We start from the raw sequence: 24,305 nt of genomic DNA on the forward strand, positions 1-24,305 counted from the left end.
TCAAGACACCACCTCCCCAACAACAACCCCATCCACCCACCACCGCGCCAACCCCAAAACATTGGGCGCCTTGAGCAACGTAAAGTGATTCCCCCCGCCATACCAAACCTGCACCCCACTCCCCTGCCGCCTCCACCCCTCAACCATCCCCCCCTGCTCCCGCTGATTCCCCGCCGCATCCAACGCCGGATCCTCAGCCAGCACCAACCTCACCACCCCGTTAAAACGCAAACCCGGTCGATACCGCGTGCGCAACGCCGCCGCATAAGTCCGCGCCGGCCCATCCATAGCATCCACAGCCGACCGCCCCGGCAGCAACCCCACCCCAACCATCCCCCCATGCAGCGCCTTGCGCTGCGCCACCTCATCCCCCTCGGCAAAATCAATCAGATCAATCCCCAGCGATTTCCCCGCCGACAACTGCATCGCCTCAATCAACCGCACCAACGCCGCCGTCGTCGTATAAGGCCTGACAGCGCGCTCCGGAGACTCACTGTCAATCACCGTCAACGAAGCCACCTCCCGCCCCGCCGCCTGCAACCGCAACGCCATCTCCAGCGCAACCCAACCCCCAAACGAATGCCCCACCAAATGCACCGGCCCCTGCGGACACTCCTGCTCCAACGCCTTCAAGTAACAAGCCGCCGCCGCTTCCACCTGGCTATGGGGCACCGCCTCACCGTCCAACCCACGCGGCTGCAAGCCAAACAACGGCCAATCCCGTCCCAACGCCTCACTCAAACCGATAAACCCGGTGACGCTGTCCCCCGCCCCCGGCACACAGAACACCGGCGCATACCCCGCCCGGCCACTCTGAATCCGCAGCAAGGGCTGATGCGAGGCCTGAACCTGCGGAGTGCATGTCACCAAGGCCTCAGCCATCGCCTGGCCCAATTCCTGGATATGCGGCGCCTGCATCATGCTCTGGTGATCCCCCGGCACCGCCACCTGACGCAATTGCCCCGGCGCCAGCACCTCATTCCACCCCAAGGATTCACTGCGCCGCGACAACTCAGTCGGCCGCCCACTCGCACTGAACAGATGCACCGCGATCGGCAACGGAAACAGGCTGTAATGCGCCAACGCATGCCCGTGACCCACTTCCCGCTCGATGTAGTTCAAGAGGTCCGCGTCCGTCGCTGCTGCCATTTGCGCGTGCAGCACACCTTCATCGCGACAACGTTGCAGCAGGCCTGCAAAGTCCAACTGTCCAACCTGCGCCTCCAGCTGCCCAAGGCTCGCCAGTTCATCCACACCTCCCTGTGTTTTCCAGTACGCCGTGCACTGCAACAGCAAATGCCGCTTGAGCGCGTCCGGCCCACTCCAGCGCGCCTTGCCCTGGTCGGTCATGCGCGGCACGTAGCTGTCGATCAAACCGAGAAACTCCACCGGTTCATCCAGCCCCAGCAGTTGCATCGCCACTTCATAGGCCAGCACCCCGCCAAACGACCAGCCGGCAACCCGGTAAGGCCCATGGGGTTGAATGCCTCGGATCAACCCGACCAGCCGTGCAGCCAGACCTTCCATCGTGTTCAGATGCGGTTCGCCGAGCGCCACGCCTGGCAAGCCATAGATCGGATAATCCCCCGGCAAGTGCTGACCCAGCGCCGGGAAGTACACGTCCATGCCGCTGAACTCATGGACCAGGAACAGCGGCGCTTGCGAACCACCGCTGCGCACCGTGATCACCGACGTGTCACGCACCGGCTCCTCCGTACGCTGGCGCAGCATCGCGGCAACGGACGCCACACTGGCATGCTGGAACAGCTCAGCCAGGGACACCTGCAACCCCGCTTCTTCCATCAGGTTGACCAGCCGGATCGCCAGCAATGAATGCCCGCCCAACTCGAAGAAGCTGTCATGACGACCGACCTGTTCCAGCTTCAACACCTCGGCCCATAGCTGGGCCAGGGTGTGTTCCAGCCCATCGGCGGGCGCCTCGAACTCACGGCGGTTGAACGTTTCCAGGGCCGGCACCGGCAACGCCTTGCGGTCGACCTTGCCGTTGGCGGTCAACGGCAGGTGATCCAGCGGCACCAAGGCCGACGGCACCATGTACTCCGGCAATTGGCCTTGCAGATAAGCACGCACGCTGTCGAGGTCGACAGGCTGATCAGCCCAGGTGAAATACGCGGCCAGGCGCTTGTCGCCCGGCGCATCTTCGCGAGCCAGCACCACCACTTCCTGGATACCGTCGAAGGTCGCCAGGCGCGCTTCGATCTCGCCCAGCTCGATGCGGAAACCTCGGATCTTCACCTGATCGTCATTGCGCCCGATGCAGTCCAGCAGGCCGTTCTCAGTCCAACGGCCGAGGTCGCCGGTGCGGTACATCAAGGCGCCCTCACTCAACGGATCCCGTACAAACTTTTCAGCGGTGAGATCAGGTCGATTCAGATACCCCAGCGCCACGCCATCCCCGCCGATGCAGATTTCACCGGTCACGCCCACTGGCACCGGCTGCAGGTGCGCATCCAGCACATGAATCTGCGTGTTGGAAATCGGCCGACCAATCGGCACGCTGTCGGCATCCTCAGCCAGCGCGCGCACCTCATAGGTGGTGGCGTAAGTGGTGGTTTCGGTCGGCCCATAGCAATGCACCAGGCGCAACGCGGGCGCCTGGGCCAACAAGCTGCGGAATGCAGCCGGATCGGCACGCTCGCCGCCACACAGCAGAATGCGCAAGCCCGCCAGGGCCTGGGGGATCAGCTGCACATACTGGTTGAACAATGCCGTGGTGACGAACAGCACCGTTACATCCGCCAAGGCTACGCCGAAGGCTGCAGGATCCAGCAAGGTGGCGTGGTCGATCACCTGCACCTGGCCGCCGTTGAGCAGCGGGCCCCACACGTCCATGGTGCTGGCGTCGAATGCCGGGTTGGAGGCGAAGGCCACGCGGTCGCTGGCGTTGAAATCGGCGTAGCCGTTGTTGAGCACCAGGCGGGTGATGCCGCGATGGGGCACCAACACGGCTTTGGGCGTGCCGGTGGAACCTGAGGTGTACATGATGTACGCCACGCTGTCCGAGGACTGCGACAGGTCCGGGTTGTGGCTAGGCTGCGGGTCGAGGGCCAAGGTGTCCAGATCCAAGCGTTGCACGCCGAAGTCGACGGCGATGTCGCTGCGGGCCAACAACCAGGCTGCGGCACTGTCCTGCACCATGAAACCCTGGCGCTCGGCAGGCGCATTGATATCCAGCGGCACATAGGCGGCGGCGCATTTGAGCACGGCCAGTTGGCTGATCAGCAGGTCCAGGCAGCGCGGCAACAGGATCGCCACGTTATCACCAGGACGCAGCCCAAGGCCCAGCAGGTGATGGGCCAAGCGATTGGCGCGGGTATTCAGCTCGCCATAACTCAGTGACTGCCCGCCATGCAGCGCCGCCAATGCGCCAGGACGCGCCTGGGCCTGGGCTTCGAACAAGCGTTGCACTGTGTGTTCACGCGGGAATACGCGTGTGGTGGCGTTGAAGTCCAGCAGTTGCTGGCATTCGGCAGCAGGCAGGATCGGCCAGTGGCTGATGCCCATTGCGCTGCCCTGCTCCAACGCCTGCACCACCTGTTCCACGGCAACTTGCAAGTAGCTGCACAACCGGCGCGCGCCCTGCCCTACGATTTTCACGGAGAAACCGTCGCCCAGGTCATCCACGCTCACTGACAGGCCATAGTTGCTGTGTTCTTCAGCCTTGAGCATCCGAATGCCTTGCCACGCTTCGCTGGCAGCCTGCGGCGCACTGTGACGATAATTGAACAACGTGTCGAACAGCCGCGTCGCCGCCGGCACACCGCTGCAACGCTGGGCCAACGCCAGCGGCGCCTGCTCATGGCTGAGCAATTGGCTGAGGCGTGCGTGGGTCGCCCGCAGGGCGTCGCGTACCGAGTGCTCACCCAGGTCGACCCGCAACGGCAAGGTATTGATGAACACACCCATGGCCCGCTCGGCACCTTCACCGCCTTGCAGGCGGCCAAGCATCACGCTGCCGAACACGACCTGATCGCGCCCCGAGACCTTGCCCAGTACCTGGGCCCAGGCCAGGTGCATCAGGCTGGCGGCGCTGACGCCGGATTGCCGCGCTTGGGTGCGCAGCCGTTGGCTCAATTCCGTATCCAGTGGGCGTTGAATCTGCTCATTTTTGCCCAGGCGTTCGACCTGGGTCGGCTCATCAATATCACCGAGCATTTCGCGGAAAAACGCTTCGTGATCCTCTGCACCCACGCAGGTCTGGGCCACATAGTTACGATACGGCACAGCCACGCCCAAGGTGTGTTGAGTGCCCATGAGGAACGCCTGCATCTCCTGTTGCAGAATCTCCAGGGCGATGTGGTCCATCACCAGGTGATGGAACAGCAACGTGGCATTGTCGTCGGTGACCACCAGGCGCATCAACGGCGCCTGGAACAGGTCGAGTCGTTCCGGCACCGGCCCGCGTTCAACACGCAGCGACGCCGCGCGCCACACTACTTGCACCGGCTCTTCCAGGCCGTCCCAATGGAACGACGAACGCAGCACATCGTGACGCTGGATCACCGCCTGCAAGGCCAGGGCGAACGCCTCCAGGCGCTGTTGGCTGTCGAATGCAAACTGCGCGCGCAGCACATAGTCGTCAGCACCCTGTACCGCACGATGGTGATACAGCATGCCGACCTGCAACGGCGCCAGCGGGTAGATGTCCTGCACATTGGCTGCGCCGCCCGGAATGCAGGCGACGATACGCTCGATGGATGGCTGATCCAGTTGAACCAACGGCAACATATCCGGCGTGATCGCGGTGCAATCGGCGGCAATGCGATTGGCCGGCACCGCCACTTCCCGACCACCGCCCAAGGCCGCCGCCAAGGCTGACAAAGTCGGCTGGCCGAACAACACCTTCACATCCGCCGACAACCCGAGGCGGCGCATGCGCCCCATCAGGCTCACCGCGAGCAACGAGTGGCCGCCCAATTCGAAGAAGTTGTCGTGACGGCCCACGCGCTCCACGTTGAGCAACTCGGCCCACAGGCTGGCCAAGGCGATTTCCGTGTCGCCCTGGGGCGCCTCGTATTCGCGCACCACCACCGACTCCAGGCCTGGCGCGGGCAGTGCCTTGCGGTCGAGCTTGCCGTTGGGGCTCAGGGGCAAGGTGTCGAGGTGCACGAAGATGGCCGGCACCATGAACTCCGGCAAGTGCTGCAACAGGTGCGCGCGCAACGCGTCGATCTCGCTGAACACCCCGGTGTAGTAGGCGATCAAACGATTGTCGCGGGCGATCACCGCGGCTTCGTTGACCGGCGGATAGTCGGTGAGGCGCGACTGGATTTCCCCGAGCTCGATGCGCAGGCCACGGATTTTCACCTGGTCGTCATTGCGTCCCAGGTACTCGATCGTGCCATCCGCCAAGTAGCGGCCCACGTCGCCGGTGCGGTACAGGCGACCGTCGGTGAACGGGTCCTTGAGGAAACGCTCGGCGGTCAATTCAGGGCGGTTCAGGTAGCCGCGTGCCACTTGAACGCCGCCGATGAACAGCTCGCCGACCACACCCAACGGCACCGGCTGCATCTGTGCATCGAGCACGTACATGCGGGTGTTGGCGATCGGTTTGCCGATCGGCGTATTGTCCGGCGTTACCGGCCCGGCGCAGTTCCACGCGGTCACATCGACGGCGGCTTCGGTCGGGCCATACAGGTTGTGCAATTGGCTACCCGACAGTTGCTGCTTGAAGCGCCGCACCAGGCTGCCCGGCAAGGCTTCACCACTGCACATCACATGCACCAGACCGGCCGCCTGGCTCACGTCACCATGGGCCAGGAACACGTCCAGCATCGACGGCACGAAGTGCAGCGTGGTGATCTGCTCGGCCGCGATCACGTCGCACAGGTACGCCGGGTCTTTATGGCCGCCAGGGCGCGCCATTACCAGGCAAGCGCCGGTGAACAGCGGCCAGAAGAACTCCCACACTGACACGTCGAAGCTGAATGGGGTTTTCTGCAAGACACGATCATGGGCTTGCAAGCCATAGGCGTCCTGCATCCACAGCAGGCGGTTGACCACGCCGGGATGGTCGTTGATCACGCCCTTGGGTTGGCCGGTGGAGCCGGAGGTGTAGATCACATAGGCGCTGACCCCGGCCACTTGGGGGTTGTCGACGGGTTGGTGCTGCCAGGTCGGCTGGTCCAGGTCGATCACCGGCACGTTGCCCAGCAACCCACGCGTGGCACCTTGGGCCAGCACCGCCACAGGCGCGCTGTCTTCCAGCATGTAGGCGATACGCTCCAGCGGGTACGCCGGGTCCAGCGGCACATAGGCGGCGCCGGCCTTGAGGATCGCGTACAGGCCGATGACCATTTCCAGGCTCCGCTCGACGCAGATCGCCACCCGCGAATCCGCTTGAACGCCCATTTCCATCAAGTGATGCGCCAGCTGGTTGGCTCGCGCATTCAGCTCGGCATAGGTCAGTACCCGATCACCCGCCTTGACGGCGGCAGCCTGCGGCGAACGCGCCACCTGCCCTTCGAACAGACCGTGCAAGGTCTGGTCGAGGTTGTAATCGACCTCGGTGGCATTGAAGTCGAACAGCAAGTGCTCGCGTTCGCGCTCATCCACCAGCGGTACATGCGCCAGCACGGCCTGGTCGTTATCGACCATGGCCTGCAATACACGGGTGAAGTAGCCGACATAACGCTGCACCGTCGACTCATCAAACAGCGCCACCGCGTATTCCAACGCGCCAATGAGGGTGCCCTGCACTTCCGCCAGGTCCAGGGACAGGTCGAACTTGGCAAAATGGCTGTTCTCGACGATGCCTTCCAGGGCCAGGTCGCCCAGGGCCAAAGTTGGCGCGCTGCTGTCCTGCCAAGTCAGCAGGGTCTGGAACAGCGGGCTGTGGGCCAGGCTGCGCGGCGGGCGGGTGACTTCCACCACTTGCTCGAACGGCAGGTCCTGATGGGCCTGGGCTTCCAGCGCCAGCGCCTTGACCCGCGCCAGCAGCGCCTCGGTGCTCAGCTCGCCGGAGGTGTCGATACGCACGGCCAGGGTGTTGACGAACAGACCGATCAGGCCTTCCACTTCGCTGCGCGTGCGATTGGCCACGGGTGAGCCGATCACCACCTCCTGCTGCCCGGACAACCGCGCGAGCAACGAGGCCCAGGCGCTCATCAAGGTCATGTACAGCGTGGTGCCGTGGCGTTGGCTGAGCGCCTTGAGCCCGGCGGTGAGGCGCTCGTCCAGGCGTACCTCGACACTGCTGCCGGCGTAGTCCTGCTGCGCCGGTCGCGGCCGGTCGGTGGGCAAGGTGAGCAAGGCCGGCGCCCCCGCCAGCGCCTGCTGCCAATAGGCGCTCTGGCGGTGTAGCACTTCACCGCTGAGCCACAGGCGCTGCCACACGGCGAAGTCGCCGTACTGGATCGGCAGCGGCGGCAACGGGTCCGCCTGGCCGTGGCTGAACGCCTGGTACAGCGCCATCAGTTCACGGGTGAGCACGCCCATGGACCAGCCATCGGAGACGATGTGGTGCAGGGTCAGCAGCAACACATGGTGATCATCGCCCATGACCACCAAGCGCCCGCGCAGCAACGGGCCGCGCTCCAGGTCGAAGGGGGCCGAGGCTTCGCCGTGGATCAACGCGTCCAGCGCCTGCTGGGGTTGCGGATGGCGGCGCAGGTCCTGCACTTGCAGGGGCAGCACCTCTTCGGCGGGCATGATCAAGACCTGGGCGTCATCGCCGTGCTGGGCAAAGCGGCTGCGCAGGGTTTCGTGGCGCGCGACGATACGGGCCAAGGCCCGTTGCAGCGCCTCGACATGCAGCTGCCCGCGCAGACGCAGGCCAATCGGAATGTTGTAGGCGGTGTTGGCCCCTTCCATCAGCGCAAGGAACCACAGGCGCTGCTGGGCAAATGACAGCGGCACCTGTTCATCGCGATTGGCGGGGAGGATATCCGGCAAGGTGCTGCGACCGGACCGGGCCAGCACCTCGGCGACGGCGGCCAGTTCGGCATTCGCAAACAAGTCGCCGAGCAGCAACTCGACGCCCAGGCGCTGGCGAATCTGCGAGACCATGCGCATGGCCAGCAACGAGTGCCCGCCCAGTTCGAAGAAATGGTCGCGACGCCCCACACGCTCCACGTGCAGCACATCGGCCCAGATCTGCGCCAGCACGCTTTCGATTTCACCCTCAGGGGCCACGTACTCGCGGGTGAACACTGCGGCCATGTCCGGCGCCGGCAGGGCCTTGCGGTCGAGCTTGCCGTTGGCAGTCAGGGGCAGCGCGTCCAATTTGACGTAGGCGACCGGCACCATGTAGTCCGGCAGGTGCGCCACCAGGTGGGCGCGGATATCGCCCACGGCCAAAGGGTCGAGCTGGCGGTTTTCGGTGAAATACGCCACCAGCCGCTCTTCACGCACTAGCACCACGGCTTCCTGGATGCCTGCCAACTGGTTGAGCTGGGTTTCGATTTCGCCCAGCTCGATGCGCATGCCGCGAATTTTTACCTGGTCGTCATTGCGGCCCAGGTACTCGAGGTTGCCGTCCGGCAACCAACGCGCCAAGTCACCGGTGCGGTACATGCGCCCGGCGTTGAACGGGTCACGCAGGAAGCGTTCGGCGGTCAACTCGGGGCGATTGAGGTAGCCGCGCGCCACGCCTTTGCCGCCGACGTACAACTCCCCCGCCACGCCCAGCGGCACCGGCCGCTGCTGCTCGTCCAGCAGGTACACGCTGGCATTGGCGACCGGTTTGCCGATGTGCAACGGCTGGCCGGCCTCGACCTTGCCTGAAGTGGCGACCACTGTGGCTTCAGTGGGGCCGTAGTTGTTGATCAGGTCAAAGCGCTGCGCCCGGCCAAACTGGCGCAGGCGATCACCGCCGATCAACAGGGTGCGCAGCGTCGGGTGCTCGATCTGCTGGCTGAACGCGTACTCGGCCACCGGGGTGGGCAGGAAGCACACGTCCAACGGCTGTGCGCACCACCAGGCCAGCAGTGCGTCGACATCCTCGGTGCCGTCCTGGGCCGGCGGCAGGTGCAGGGTCGCGCCCACACACAGCGCCGGCCAGACTTCCCAGGCCATCGCATCAAAACCGAACCCGGCGACGCTGGCGGTGTGGCGCCCGCCACACAGGTCAAAGGCGCTGCAATGCCAGTCCACCAGGTTGGCGACGGTGTGGTGTTCCACCATCACGCCTTTGGGCAGGCCGGTGGAGCCAGAGGTGTAGATCACATACGCGAGGTTGGACGGCGTGACCGCCACTTTGGGGTTGCTTGCCGAATGGTGCTGCCAGGTGTAGCGGTCGAGGTTGATCACCGGCACCTCAAGGGCCGGCAGGCGCTCCAGCAAGGCCTGCTGGGTCAACACCGCCACCGGGCCGCTGTCGCTGAGCAGGTAGTTGAGGCGCTCGGCCGGGTGGGACGGGTCTACCGGCACATAGCACGCACCGGCCTTGAGCACCGCTAACAGGCCGGCCAGGGTGTCCAGGCCACGGCGGGCGACGACAGCGACGCGGTCGTCGGGCTTGACCCCCAGCGCCAGCAAGTGATGGGCCAGCAAGTTGGCTTGCTGGTTGAGCTCGGCATAGGTGAGCTGGCGGCCCTGATACACGGCGGCAACGGCGTCGGGCGTGAGCGCGGCCTGGGCCTCGATGCGCCCGTGCAGGGTGGTGCCTTGGGGGAAAACCGCCTGGGTCGCGTTAAAGTGCTCCAACAGCAACTGTTGTTCGTCCGCAGGCACCACCGACAGTTGGTTAAGCGCGGTGTCGGGCGCTTGCTCCAAGCCGGCCAGCAGGTTTTCCAGCGCGGTTTGCAGGTAGGCGCAGACGCGCTGCGGATCGACCTGGTGGGTGGCGAGCAGACGCAGGATAAACCATTCGCCCAGGTCATCGACACTCAGGGTCAGCGGGTAGTTGGTGCGCTCATCCGAACGCAATGTCTCGATGCCCTGCCACGCCGCCACGGCTTCGCTGCTAGTACCTGTGCCGCTGTGGCGATAGTTGAGCAACGCGCTGAACAACGGCGTCGGCGCCACCACCCCGCTGCACCTTTGCGCCAACGCCAGGGGTGCGTGTTCGTGGCGCAGTAGCGCGGTGAGTCGCGTGTGGGTGGCCTTGACCGCGCTGCGCAGGTCGTCGCCAGCCACGTCCACGCGAAACGGCAAGGTGTTGATGAAGATTCCCAAGGCGCGGTCCGTGGCATGCCCGCCTTGCAGGCGGCCCATCAGCACGGTGCCGAACACTACTTGGGATTTGCCGGCCAGCACGCTCAGTACCTGGGCCCAGCCCAGGTGGAACAGGCTGGCAACGCTGACGCCCAGCGCTCGAGCCTGGGCGCGCAGGCGCTGGTTGAGTGCGTCCGACAGCGGCCAATCCAGTTCATTGATGTCACGGCCATCGCCCTGCACATCCTGCAAGCCGAAGGGCAAGGTCGGCTCGACCACATCGCCGAGCATCTGCTGGAAAAACGCCTCGTGTTGCTGCTCGCTGACACCCAGCCGCGCCTGCGCAACATAGTTGCGAAACGGCACGGCGTGACCCAGTTGCCCGGCGTGGCCTTGCAGGAACGCCTGCATTTCATGGCGCACCACTTCCAGGGCACTGTGGTCCAGGGCCATGTGATGGAACAGCAGCATGGCGACAATGCGCCCCTGCGCCGAGTCCCTGGCCCAGGCCAGACGCAGCAGCGGCGCCTGGGTCACGTCCAGGCGGTACTGGCGAGCGTCGAAACGTGCGTGCAACTGGGCAGCGATATCGCCGTCGGCCGGGTCCAGCGCAAGGGCCTGCACCAGCAGGCGCGCCGTGCGCCACACCACTTGCGACGGCTGCCGCAACCCCTCCCAGACCACGCCGGTGCGCAGGATGTCGTGGCGGTCCATCACCCCTTGCAGGGCCAGGGCAAACGCGTCGAAACGCTCGATACTGTCGAAGGCGAACTGCGACTGCATCACATAGGGGTCGCCCTGCTCGGTGCTGACGTGGTGAAACAGGATGCCTTCCTGCAGCGGCGCCAGCGGGTAGATGTCCTGGATATTCGCCACGCCGCCGTCGACCGTGGCGACGATGCGGTCGATTTCCTCCTGGCTCAGATCAGACAGGGTCAGCATGGCCGGGGTGATGTGTTGCGCACCGGCCGGGATGCCATTGGCCGGCACTTCGTTGGCGGCCGAATATTCACCGGCCTTGATCAGTTCGATCAACGCCGGCTTGTGCTCGCGCAAGGCGGCGAGGATCAACGGGTCGCTCAGCGCGTGTTTGTTGCCTTGCACCGACAACTGCTCACCCTTCAGCGTGAGCTGCACGTCCTTGGTTTTCAGCGTCGCCAGCAGTTCAAGAATGCTCACAGGACGATCTCCATTCGTTCAGTCATTGCGGCGTAGCCGGCCAGGGTCGGCTGTTCAAACAACGCGCGCACATCGGCTTCCATGCCTTCCTGGCGCAAGCGCCCGATCAAGCTCACGGCGAGCAGCGAGTGCCCGCCCAGTTCAAAGAAATTGTCCTGGCGCCCTACCCGTTCTACGTTGAGCAGTTCGGCCCATAGCTGCGCCAGCAGGATTTCGGTGTCGCCCACCGGGGCTTCGTACTCGCGCACGGTCAGCGCCTCGCTGCCCGGCGCCGGCAGTGCCTTGCGGTCGAGCTTACCGTTGGGGCTCAAGGGCAGCGCGTCCAAGTGCACGAACAGGGCGGGCACCATGAAGTCCGGCAGGTGCTGCAACAGGTGCTCGCGCAGCTCGGTGGCCCGGACGCCGGTGTAGTAGGCGACGAGCCGATCGTCGCGGGCCACCACCGCGGCTTCGTTGACCTGCGGATGTTCCAGCAGTCGCGCCTGGATCTCGCCCAGCTCGATACGCAGGCCACGGATCTTCACCTGGTCGTCGTTGCGGCCCAGGTACTCGATATTGCCGTCGGGCAGGTAACGCCCAAGGTCGCCGGTGCGATACAGGCGCCCATCAGTGAACGGGTCCTTGAGGAAACGTTCGGCGGTCAACTCGGGACGATTGAGGTAGCCCCGCGCCACCTGCACGCCGCCGATGAACAACTCGCCCACCACGCCCAGGGGCACCGGCTGCATGTGCCCATCCAACACGTACATGCGGGTGTTGGCGATGGGTTTGCCAATCGGCGTGTTGTCCGGCACGTCCGGGCGCGCGCAGTTCCAGGCGGTCACGTCCACCGCCGCCTCGGTCGGACCGTACAGGTTGTACAGGCCGATCCCCGGCAACTGCTGCTTGAAGCGCCTCACAAGACTGCCCGGCAACGCTTCGCCGCTGCACATCACCCGTTGCAGGCCGGCCGCGTGGCTGACATCGCCGTGGGCCAGGAATACGTCGAGCATCGACGGTACAAAATGCAACGTGGTGATCTGTTCAGCGGCGATCACCTCGCACAGATAGGCCGGGTCTTTATGCCCGCCAGGACGCGCCATGACCAGGCAGGCACCCGTGAACAGCGGCCAGAAGAACTCCCACACCGACACGTCGAAGCTGAACGGGGTTTTCTGCAACACCCGGTCGTGGGCCTTGAGGGCGTAGGCGTCCTGCATCCACAACAAGCGGTTGACCACGCCGGGATGGTCGTTGATCACGCCCTTGGGCTGGCCGGTGGAGCCAGAGGTGTAGATCACGTAGGCGCTGAGGGCCTGTGCGCGGGGATTGTCGATGGCGTGGTGTTGCCAGGTCGGGCGGTCCAGATCGATCACCGGCGCGTCGCCCAGCAAACCACGCGTAGCGCCTTGGGCCAGCACCGCAACAGGCGCGCTGTCTTCCAGCATGTAGGCGATACGTTCCAGCGGATACGCCGGGTCCAGCGGCACATAGGCCGCACCGGCCTTGAGGATCGCGTACAGGCCGACCACCATGTCCAGGCCGCGCTCCACGCAGATCGCGACTCGCGAATCGGCTTGAACGCCCATTTCGATCAGGTGATGCGCCAGCTGATTGGCTTGCGCATTCAGTTCGGCGTAGGTCAATGCCAGCTCACCGGCCTTGACGGCGATGGCGTCCGGTGTGCGCGTCACCTGCGCCTCAAACAGACCGTGCAAGGTCTGGTCGAGGTCATAGGCCACCTCGGTGGCGTTGAAACCCGACAGCAGTTGCTGACGTTCCTGCGCCTCCAGCACCGGCAGGCGGTTGACGGCCAACTGCGGCGCCTGCTCCAGCGCCTCGACCAACCCTTGCAAGGTCACCTGCAGATAACCGCAGAGACGTTGCGCGCCAATCGACTTGGAGGTCATGGCGGTGAGGCGGAAACCGTCGCCCTGATCGTCCACGTTCAAGGTCAACGGGTAGTTGGTGCGTTCCTCGCTGGCCAGGGTGTGGATGCCCTCCCAGGCCCGGGAGACCGGCGCCTGCTGGCTGTCACTGTGGCGGTAGTTGAGCATGGCGCTGAACAACGGCTGTGGCGCGGCCACACCGCTGCAACGCTGGGCCAGCGCCAGGGACGCATGCTCGTGACCGAGCAAGGCGGTCAACCGCGCATGAGTCTGCTTGACCGCCATGCGCACGCCGCTGCCATCGATGTCCACGCGCAACGGCAAGGTGTTGATGAACATGCCGAGGGCGCGGTCACTGCCTTTGCCGCCTTGCATGCGCCCCAACAGCACGGTGCCGAACACCACGTGTTCCTGGCCGGACGTGCTGGCGAGCACCCGCGCCCAGGCCAGGTGGAACAGGCTGGCGGCACTCACGCCGAGTAAACGCGCCTGGGCCCGCAGGCGTTGGTTGAGCGCCGGCGCCAGGCTGAGCTGGACCTCCTCGATGGCATTGCCGTCGCCGCGCACATCCTGCAGGCCAAACGGCAGGGTCGGCTCGCTGATGTCGCCGAGCATCCCCCGGAAGAAGGCTTCATGCGCCTGTTCGCTGACGCCCAGCCGCGCTTGGGCCACGTAGTTGCGGTACGGCGTGGCATCACCCGTGGGCTGTGGCAGCCCGAGCAGGCTGGCCTGCATTTCGTGACGTACGCCGTCGAGGGCGGTGTGGTCGAGGGCAATGTGGTGGAACAGCAGGATCGCGACCACGCGCTGGTTGGCCGGGTCCGGCGCGTACACCAGGCGTATCAGCGGCGCCTGATTCATCGGCACACGGTACTGGCGCGGGTCGAAGCGCTGGTGCAACTGGTCGATCACGTCCGCCTGCACTTGCAAGCGGGCCTTGCGCCACACCACTTGCAGCGGCTGGGCCAGGCCTTCCCAGACCACGGCGGTGCGCAGGATGTCGTGACGGTCGATCACCTGTTGCAGCGCCTGGACGAAGGCATTCAAGCGGTCGAGGCTGTCGAACGCCAGGTGCGATTGCAGCAGGTAAGGATCGCCCTGCCCTGCGCTGATGTGGTGGTAGAGAATACCTTCCTGCAACGGCGCCAACGGGTAGATGTCCTGCACATTGGCCGCGCCACCGGGCACCTGGGCGACGACGTGGTCGATGGTCGATTGGTCGAGTTCCACCAGGGACAAAAGATCCGGGGTAATACGTTGGCAACCCGCCGGAATACGATTGTCCGGCACCAACACATCGCGCCCACTGCCCACGGCAGCCGCGAGCGCCGCCAGGGTCGGCTGGCTGAACAGCACGCGCACATCGGCACTCAGGCCGACCTGGCGCATGCGTTCGATCAGGCTCACGGCGAGCAACGAATGGCCACCCAGCTCAAAGAAATGGTCATGGCGCCCGACCTGCTCCACTTGCAAAACCTCGGCCCAAATACGCGCCAGGGTGCTCTCAACCTCGCCTTGAGGTGCTGCGTACTCCCGAGTCAGCAACGCCGCCTGATCCGGTTCCGGCAGGGCCTTGCGGTCGAGCTTGCCATTGGCAGTCAGGGGCAATGCATGCAGCTTCACATAGGCGACCGGCACCAGGGCAGCCGGCAACTGGGCTTGCAGTTGCGCGCGCAGGCTGTCGATGTCCAACGGTTGCTGTTCGGTGAACCAGGCAATCAAGCGCCCTTCGCGCACCAGCACCACCGCTTCGCCGACCCCGTCCAGTGCGGCCAGGCGGCTTTCGATTTCACCCAGCTCCACCCGCACGCCACGCACTTTCACCTGGTCATCGTTACGCCCCAGGTACTCGATATTGCCATCCGGCAACCAGCGCGCCAGGTCGCCGGTGCGGTACATGCGGCCCTGGTTGAACGGGTCTTGCAGGAAGCGTTCGGCGCTCAGGTCCGGCCGGTTCAGGTAACCGCGCGCTACACCGCTGCCGCCCACATACAACTCGCCTACCACCCCCACCGGCACCGGACGCAAGTGCGCGTCCAGCAGGTAGAGGCTGGCATTGGCGATCGGCCGGCCGATATGCAGCACCTGCCCGGCGCGCACGCGGCCGGAGGTGGCAACCACCGTAGCTTCGGTGGGGCCGTAGTTGTTGATCACCGCAAAGCGCCGCTCCTGGGTGAACTGGCGCAGGCGGTCGCCGCCGATCAGCAGGATGCGCAAGGTGGGGTGTTGCAGGTGCTGGCTGAAGGCGTACTCGGCCACCGGCGTTGGCAGAAAGCTGACGTCCAGCGGTTGCGCCAGCCACCAGGCGAGCAATTCATCAATGTTTTCATTACCGACGCTGGCAGGCGGCAGGTGCAGGGTGGCGCCGACGCACAGCGCCGGCCAGACCTCCCAGGCCATCGCATCAAAACCGAAACCGGCGACGCTGCTGGTGTGCCCCGTGGCATCCAGTCCAAACGCCTCGCAGTGCCAGTGCACCAGGTTTTCCACGGTGCGGTGCTCCACCATCACACCTTTGGGCTGGCCGGTGGAGCCGGAGGTGTAGATCACGTAGGCCAGGTGCGCCGGAGTCAGGGCGCTGAGCTGCGGGTTGCTGACGGCGCGCTGTTGCAGGCTCGGGTCATGCAGATCCACAGTGGCGACGGTGTCCAGCAGCTCGCGGGTGCTGGCTTCGGCCAACACCGCCACGGGTGCGCTGTCGTGCAGCAGGTAGGCAATACGCTCGGCGGGATACGCGGGGTCGATGGGCACATAACCGGCACCGGCCTTGAGGATGCCGAGCAAGCCCACCAGCATCTGCGGGCCGCGACGGCAGCACAGGGCGACACGGTCGTCGGGCTGTACGCCCTGTTGCAGCAGATGATGGGCCAACTGGTTGGCACGTGTGTTGAGCTGTTGGTAGGTCAGCGATTCGCCGTCTTGCACCACGGCAATGGCGTGAGGTTGGCGCTCGGCCTGGATCTCGAAAGCACCATGCACCGTTTGGCCCTTGGGGAAATCGCTGGCGGTGGCATTGAACTCGCGCAGTAAGGTTTCGCGCTCCGCTGCCGGCAGGATCGGCAATTGACTGAGTGGGGTCTTGGGTGCGCTTTCCAGAGTCTCGACCAACTGTTCGATGGCGTTATGCATGTAGGCACACAGCCGCTGGGCGCCGATCTGCGGCAGCGCCAACACGGTCAGGCCGAAGCCCTCACCCAAATCGTCTACGCTCAGGGTCAAGGGGTAGTTGCTGCGTTCCTCACCACCGAGCAATTGCACGCCTTCCCAGATGCCATGGCCATCGCGGGCCATTTCGTCGGGGTCGCTGTGGCGGTAGTTGAGCAACGCACTGAACAGCGGCGATGTGCTCGCCACGCCGCTGCAACGCTGGGCCAGCGCCAGGGACGCGTGTTCATGGCCGAGCAAGGCGCTCAAGCGCCCGTGGGTAGCCTTGACCGCCACGCTAGCAGTCGCCGCCACGTCGACCCGCAGTGGCAGGGTGTTGATGAACATGCCCAGCGCGCGGTCCGCACCGTCACCGGCCTGCAGGCGGCCCATCAACACGGTGCCGAACACCACATCATCACGCCCTGACACCAGCCCCAACACCTGCGCCCACGCCAGGTGCATCAGGCTGGCCGCGCTCACGCCCAACTGCCGCGCCTGTTCGCGCACCCGCTGAGCGAGCGCCGGGTCAACCGGCTGTTCGGCCTCTTCGATATCGCGCCCATCGCCCTGCACGTCCTGCACACCGAACGGCAAGGTCGGCTCATCCACATCCGCGAGCATGTCGCGGAAGAAAGCCTCGTGCTCCGCCACGCTGACACCCAGGCGCGCCTGGGCCACGTAGTTGCGAAACGGCGCCGCTGCAGGCAAGCCCTGGGCCTGGTCGAACATGAACGCGCGCATCTCCTGGCCCACCACGGCCATGGCGGTGTGGTCCAGCGCCAGGTGGTGGAACAGCAGGATCGCGGCGATTCGATCGTGCTGCGGGTCTTGGGCATACACCATGCGCAGCAACGGCGCCTGGGTGATGTCCAGGCGGTAATGACGCGCATCGAAGCGCGCATGCAGCTGCTCGATGATGCCGCCGTCCGCCGGGTCCAGATCGACCTCTTGAACGACCAGCTGCGCCTCGCGCCACACCACTTGCACCGGGCTGTCCAGGCCTTCCCAGACGACAGCGGTACGCAGGATGTCGTGGCGAGCGACCACCTGTTGCAGCGCGCCCATAAACGCGCGCAGCCGCTCCAGGCTGTCGAACGCCATGCGTGATTGCAGCAGGTACGGATCACCCTGTTCGGCACTGATGTGGTGATAAAGAATGCCTTCCTGCAACGGCGCCAGCGGATAAATGTCCTGCACGTTCGCCGCACCGCCCGGCACGTTCGCGACGATTCGTTCGATGGCCACCGGGTCGAGCTGCACCAGGGTTAGCATCGACGGCGTGATGTGCGTGCACCCCGTGGGAATGCCATTGGCCGGCACCACGACTTCCCGGCCACTGCCCACGGCGGCGGCCAGCGCCGCCAGGCTTGGCTGGCTGAACAACACACGCACGTCGCAGCTCAGGCCGACCTGGCGCATGCGCTCGATCAGGCTGACTGCCAGCAACGAGTGCCCGCCCAACTCAAAGAAGTGATCGTGACGGCCAACGCGGTCAAGCTTGAGCACGTCCTGCCAGATCTGCGCCAGCTGGGTTTCCACTTCGCCTTCCGGCGCTTCGAAACCACGGCTGAGCAGCGCGCTCTGGTCGGGCACCGGCAGGCCTTTGCGGTCGAGCTTGCCATTGGCGGTGAGCGGTAACAGCGCCAGCCACACGTAGGCCGACGGCACCATGTAATCCGGCAGTTGGCCTTGCAGGTGGGCGCGCAGTGTTTCGATGTCCAACGGCTCACGGGCGGTGTAGTAAGCCACCAGACGCTTGTCGCCAGGTTCGTCTTCACGGGCCAGCACCACGGCGTCTTTCACACCCGGGAAGCTGGCCAGGCAGGTTTCGATCTCGCCCGGTTCGATACGGAAACCACGGATCTTCACCTGCAGGTCATTGCGCCCCTGGTACAGCAAGGTGCCGTCGACCTGCCAGCAGGCCAGGTCACCGGTGCGGTACAGCACGCCGTCGCCGAACGGGTTGGGGATGAATTTCTCGGCGGTCAGTTGTGGCTGGTTCAAATAGCCCTGGGCCACGCCCGCACCACCGATGTACAGCTCGCCGACCACACCCAACGGCACCGGTTGCTGGCGCGCGTCCAGCACGTAGGCCTGGGCATTGGCGATCGGCCGGCCGATGGGAATGCCGCCCTCACCGACCTGGGTGATCTCAAAGGTGGTGGAAAACGTGGTGGCTTCGGTGGGCCCGTAGCCGTTGAGCAGGTGTTGGGGTTTGCCGTGTTCAAGTACGCGGCCGATCACCTGCGGGTCGAGCACGTCACCACCGACGATCAGGTAGCGCAATTGGCGGAACACCGGCATCAGCGCGTCGGCGTACTGGTGGAAGAGCCCGGCAGTCATCCACAGCACGCTGACGGATTGCTCCTGCAACAACGCCGCGAACGCTGCCTGGGACAACAGCACCGCGTGCTCGACCACCACCACACAACCGCCATTGAGCAACGGCGCCCACACATCGAGGGTGCTGGCGTCGAACGCCGGGTTGGAGGCGAAGGCCACACGGTCGTGCGCGTTGAACTCGGCATAACCGTTATTGAGCACCAGGCGCGAGATAGCACGGTGCGGCACTTGCACCCCCTTGGGCGCCCCGGTGGAGCCGGAGGTGTAGAGGATGTAGGCGACGCTTTCGGCAGACTGCCGCAGTTCAGGGTTACGCGGCGACTGGGCGTCCAGGTTCAGGTCCGCCAGGTTGTTGAGCACCCGGTGCGCACCGCTGTCCTGCACGATAAACGCCTGGCGCTCGACCGGCGCGTTGACGTCCAGCGGCACATACACCGCGCCGCACTTGAGGATCGCCAGCTGGCAGATCAGCAGATCGAGGGAACGCGGCAGTGCGATCGCCACGCTTTCGCCCGGTTGCACGCCCTGGTTGAGCAAGTGATGGGCCAGGCGGTTGGCGCGACGGTTGAGGTCGCGGTAACTCAAGGACAACTGGCCATGCACCGCCGCCACGGCTTCCGGACGAGCCAGCGCCTGGGCTTCGAATAGCTGGTGTACGGTGAGCTGCGACGGGTATTCACGGGCGGTGGCGTTGAAGTCCACCAGCAACTGGTGGCGCTCGGCGGCCGGCAGGATCGAGACAGCCTGCAAGGGTGTGGTGGGCGCCTGCTGCAATGCGGTCACCAGGTGGCGCAACGCGGTGAGCATGTAGTCGCCGACGCGCTGCACATCCAGGCTCGCCACGCCTTGCACGGTCAGGGCAAAGCCTGTGCCCAGATCATCGACGTTGATCACCAGCGGGTAATTGCTGCGCTCTTCGGAACTGAGAATCTGGATGCCGGAGGCGGCGAATGGGCTGTCCCCCGGCGCCTCCCCCGGTGCACTGTGGCGATAGTTGAGCAAGGTGCTGAACAACGGCAGCGAACCCGGCACGCCGCTGCATCGCTGGGCCAGGGACAACGAGGCGTGCTCATGCCCGAGCAACTGCGCCAGGCGCGCATGGGTGGCGCGCACGCCGGCCTGTACGCCGACGGAGCCGAGGCTGACGCGCAGCGGCAAGGTGTTGATAAACATCCCCAGCGCCCGGTCGGCGCCCTCGCCGCCCTGCATGCGCCCCAGCAACACGGTGCCGAAAACCACCGCCTGCTGGCCGGACACCTGCCCCAGCACCTGCGCCCAGGCCAGGTGCACCAGGCTCGCGGTACTCACGCCAAGCTGCCGCGCCTGTTCGCGCAGGCCCAGGCTCAGTGCCGGTTCCAGGGGCAGGTGAGCTTCAAGGATGCCGCTGCCGTCGCCATTCACGTCCTGCAAACCGAAGGCCAGGGTCGGTTCGTCGATATCGCCGAGCATCTCGCTGAAGAACGCTTCGTGCTGCGCCTGGCTGACGCCAAGCCGCGCCTGGGCTACATAGTTGCGGTATTGCACGGCGGCGGGCAGTTGCGCGCTGTTGCCGGACAGGCTCGCGCTCATCTCTTGCACCAGCACCTGCAAGGCCGTGTGGTCCAGCAGGATATGGTGCAGCAGCAGAATGCCGACGAAACGCCCCTGTTCCTCGGTGTAGGCAAAACGCAGCAGTGAGGCACGGGTCAGGTCGAGGCGAAAGTGGCGGGGGTCGAAGCGTTGCTGCAGGCGCGCGAAGGGCTCATCGATACGCTCGACAGCCAGCGCAGCCTGGCGCAACACCACCTGCACCGGTTCGTTGAGGCCTTCCCAGAGGATCGCGGTGCGCAGGATGTCATTGCGTTCGATCACGCTGTGCAGCGCCTGGATAAACGCGTCCACCGCCGCCTGGTCGTTAAAGCTGAACTGCACCTGCAACACGTAGGGGTCGCCCTCGGTGGTTGCCAGGTGATGGTAAAGAATGCCGGCTTGCAACGGCGCCAGGCCGTAGATGTCCTGCACGTTGCTGATGCCGCCGGGCACACGCTGGATGATGTGGTCGAGGGCCGCCTGGTCCAGTTCCACCAGGGGAATCATGTCCGGGGTGATGTGCGTGGTGGCGTGGGTTATCAGGTTGGCCGGCACCTGCACTTCCTGTTGCCCTCCCACCGCCGCAGCCAGCGCCGCCAGGGTTGGCTGGCCGAACAGCACGCGCACGTCGGCGCTGAGGTCGACCTGGCGCATGCGCTCGATCAGCTTGACCGCCAACAGGGAATGGCCGCCCAGTTCGAAGAAGTTGTCGTCACGCCCCACGTGGTCGAGCTTGAGCAGGTCTTGCCAGATCGTGGCGATGGCGGTTTCCACCGCGCCTTGGGGGGCTTCGTAGCTTCGGCGGGCCAGCGCTGCGGCGTTCGGTGCGGGCAGTGCCTTGCGGTCAAGCTTGCCGTTGGTGGTCAGCGGCAATTTTTCCAGCAGTACGAAGGCGCTGGGCACCATGTGTTCGGCCAGGCTCAGCAGCAGGTGGTCGCGCAGGTCGGCGGCACGCAGCGCGCCGTCGGCAATCACGTAGGCCACCAGGCGCTTGTCGCCCGGTTCGTCTTCACGGGCGATCACCACGGCGTCCCGCACGCCCTCGGCGCTGGCCAGCCGCGCTTCGATCTCGCCCAGCTCGATGCGGAAACCGCGAATCTTCACCTGATCATCGTTGCGGCCCAGGTATTCGACGCTGCCATCGGCCCGCAGGCGGCCGAGGTCACCGGTCTTGTACATGCGCAGGCCGGTGGCCGGGTCGGGCAGGAAGCGCTCGGCGGTCAGCGCGTCACGGTTGAGGTAACCTCGCGCCACACCAGCGCCGCCCACGTACAACTCGCCGACCACACCCAGCGGCAAGGGCTCGCGGCGTGCGTCGAGCACATACAGCTGCAAATCGGGAATGCGCACGCCAATCGGGCTGACACCGACCAACTGCGCATCCGCCGCTTCCAGCGCGCGGTAGGTCACGTGCACGGTGGTTTCGGTGATGCCGTACATGTTCACCAATTGCGTCCCGGCGTTGATCGCCCGGGCGTACCACGGCTTGAGCATGCCCGGCTCCAGCGCCTCGCCGCCGAAGATCACCTGGCGCAGGGAATGGGACTGCGGGTTCTGGCCTTGTGCAGCGATCAATTGGCGGAACGCGCTGGGCGTCTGGTTGAGGATGCTCACGCCCGCTTCGCAGAGCAGCGTGTAGCACTCGTCCGGCGAGCGACTGACCAGTTGCGGCACGATCAGCAACTGGCCGCCATGCATCAACGCGCCCCAGATTTCCCACACCGAAAAGTCGAAAGCGAAAGAATGGAACAGCGCCCAGACGTCGTTGCGGTTGAAGCCGAACCAGTGCTCGGTCGCCGTGAACAAGCGCGCGACCTGGCGGTGTTCGATCATCACACCCTTGGGCTGGCCGGTGGAGCCAGAGGTGTAGATCACGTAGGCCAGGTGAGCCGGGCTGAGGCTGACCCGAGGATTGACGAGGGATTCGCCGCGCAAGCCGTTGAGGTCGACCTGCGGCAGGTCGCCGACCAGGTGGCGGGTATTGGCCTGCACCAGCACGGCCACGGGTTCGCTGTCGGCCAGGGTGTAGGCAATGCGCTCCAGCGGGTAGGCCGGGTCGATCGGCACGTAGCCGGCGCCGGCCTTGAGGATGCCGAGCAGGCCGATGATCATCTCCGGGCCACGTTCCACGCAGATGGCCACGCGGTCATCGGGACGGATGCCCTGGGCCAGCAGGCGGTGGGCGACCTGGTTGGCGCGCTCGTTGAGTTGACGGTAGCTCACGCGCTGGTTGTCGAAGCGCAAAGCAATGGCGTCGGGCTGGGCGGCGGCGTGGGTTTCGACGTGTTGATGGATCAGGGCCGTGTCGGCGTAGTGCGCGGGGGTTTCATTGAGGCGGTGCAACAGGGTGTGGCGTTCGGCGTCGGGCAGGATGTTCAGGCCGCTGAGCGGCATATCCGGTCGTTGTTCCAGGGCATTGGCCAGGCTTTCCAGGGCGGTGTGCAGGTAGGTGGCGACACGGGCGGCACCGATGGACGCGTCGACCATCACCGTCAGGGCGAAATCTTCACCCAGGTCATCGACGTTGACCGTCAGCGGATAGTTGGTGCGCTCCTCGGCGCCGAGCACGCGAATGCCCTCGGCCACCTCGATCACCTCGGCCATGTCCGTGGCGGCGCTGTGGCGGTAGTTGAGCATGGCGCTGAACAGCGGCGTCGGCGCGGCGACACCACTGCAACGCTGGGCTAGCGCCAGGGACGCATGTTCGTGGTTGAGCAAGGTGGTCAGGCGCTCGTGGGTGGCCTTGACCCCGGCTCGCACGCCCTGCTCGCCTACGTCCACGCGTAAGGGCAAGGTGTTGATGAACATGCCCAAGGCCCGTTCACCGCCCTCGCCCGCCCCCATGCGGCCGAGCATCACGGTACCGAACACCACGGCATCACGGCCGGAAACCACACTCAGCACGCGGGCCAGCGCCAGGTGCATCATGCTTGCCACGCTGACGCCAAGGGGCCGCGCCAGGATGCGTAGGCGGTGGCTCAGCGTGCTGTCGACGGCGACACGTGCCTCGTCAATGCCCAGCCCGTCACCCTGTACGTCCTGCAACCCGAAAGGCAACGTCGGCTCATCGATGTCTGCCAGCATCTCGCGGAAAAAGGCCTCATGGGCCTGTTCGCTGACGCCGTGGCGCACCTGGGCGATATAGCTGCGAAACGGCACCGGCTCTCCCGCCAGGGCCTGCTCGCCGGCCAGGTACAGTTGGATTTCATGGCGCACCACATCCAGGGCGGTGTGGTCGAGGATGGTGTGGTGAAACAGCAGGGTCGCCGCCACACGCCCAGTGAGTGCGTCCTCGGCAAACACCAGGCGCAGCAGCGGCGCCTGGCCCAGGTCCATGCGGTAGTTGCGGGCATCGACCTCCACGGCTTCGCACACCAGGTCCGCCTTGCGCCACACCACCTGCAGCGGCTCGTCGAGGCACTCCCAGACCATCGAGGTGCGCAGGATATCGTGGCGGTCGATCACCCATTGCAAGGCTTCGGCAAACGCGTGCAAACGTGCGCGGCTGTCAAACTCAAACTGCGCGTGCAGCACGTAGGGGTCGCCCTGCTCCGCTGACAGGTGGTGGTAAAGCATGCCTTCCTGCAACGGCGCCAGCGGGTAAATGTCTTGCACATTCGCCGCGCCCCCAGGGATGGCGGCGACGATACGGTCGATGGCCGCCTGGTCGAGGCTGACCAGCGCCAGCATGTCCGGCGTGATGCGATAGGCCGGGCTCAGCCAGTCACCACCATGCTCGGCAACCAACGCCAGCAGCCGGGGTTTGTGGGCGATCAATTGATCCCACAGCGCGTCCTCCAGTGCCTCATCGTCACCGAGGATGATCAGGTCGCCTTCTTCCAGTTGCAGACGGATCGCATGGGTGGAAATCGCTGCCAATAATTCGCTGAACTGCATGGGGTAACCTGCCTGGTAAGTCACGGTTGAGAAGAAAGTCCGTTTTCAGCCGCCGCTTGGATCGGGTGCTGGGCGCCCCGCATCCAAAAAAATAGCGGGCGCAGCCGGGGGCCTGGAGAGGCTTCCGGCAGGCTTGGAAAATTAAGGGATTTGACAGGCGGGGGGTGACATGGGAAGCGGGGACAA

At 65.3% G+C, this 24,305-nt stretch carries 2 protein-coding genes; both read right to left on the reverse strand.

The window, feature by feature from the left end; translation table 11 throughout:
* Positions 1 to 11,295, reverse strand: coding sequence for an amino acid adenylation domain-containing protein (locus tag AC0IYN_RS28520; RefSeq protein ID WP_471844411.1), 11,295 nt, complete (start codon positions 11,293 to 11,295; stop codon positions 1 to 3).
* Positions 11,292 to 24,119 carry an amino acid adenylation domain-containing protein gene (locus tag AC0IYN_RS28525; protein WP_471844413.1) on the reverse strand — a complete coding sequence of 4,276 codons (12,828 nt, stop codon included), beginning with the start codon at positions 24,117 to 24,119 and terminating at the stop codon, positions 11,292 to 11,294. Before AC0IYN_RS28525 ends, AC0IYN_RS28520 begins: the two co-directional genes overlap by 4 nt.
* Positions 24,120 to 24,305: the final 186 nt, after the last annotated feature.

It is taken from the genome of Pseudomonas sp. AC112 (genome assembly GCF_979253545.1).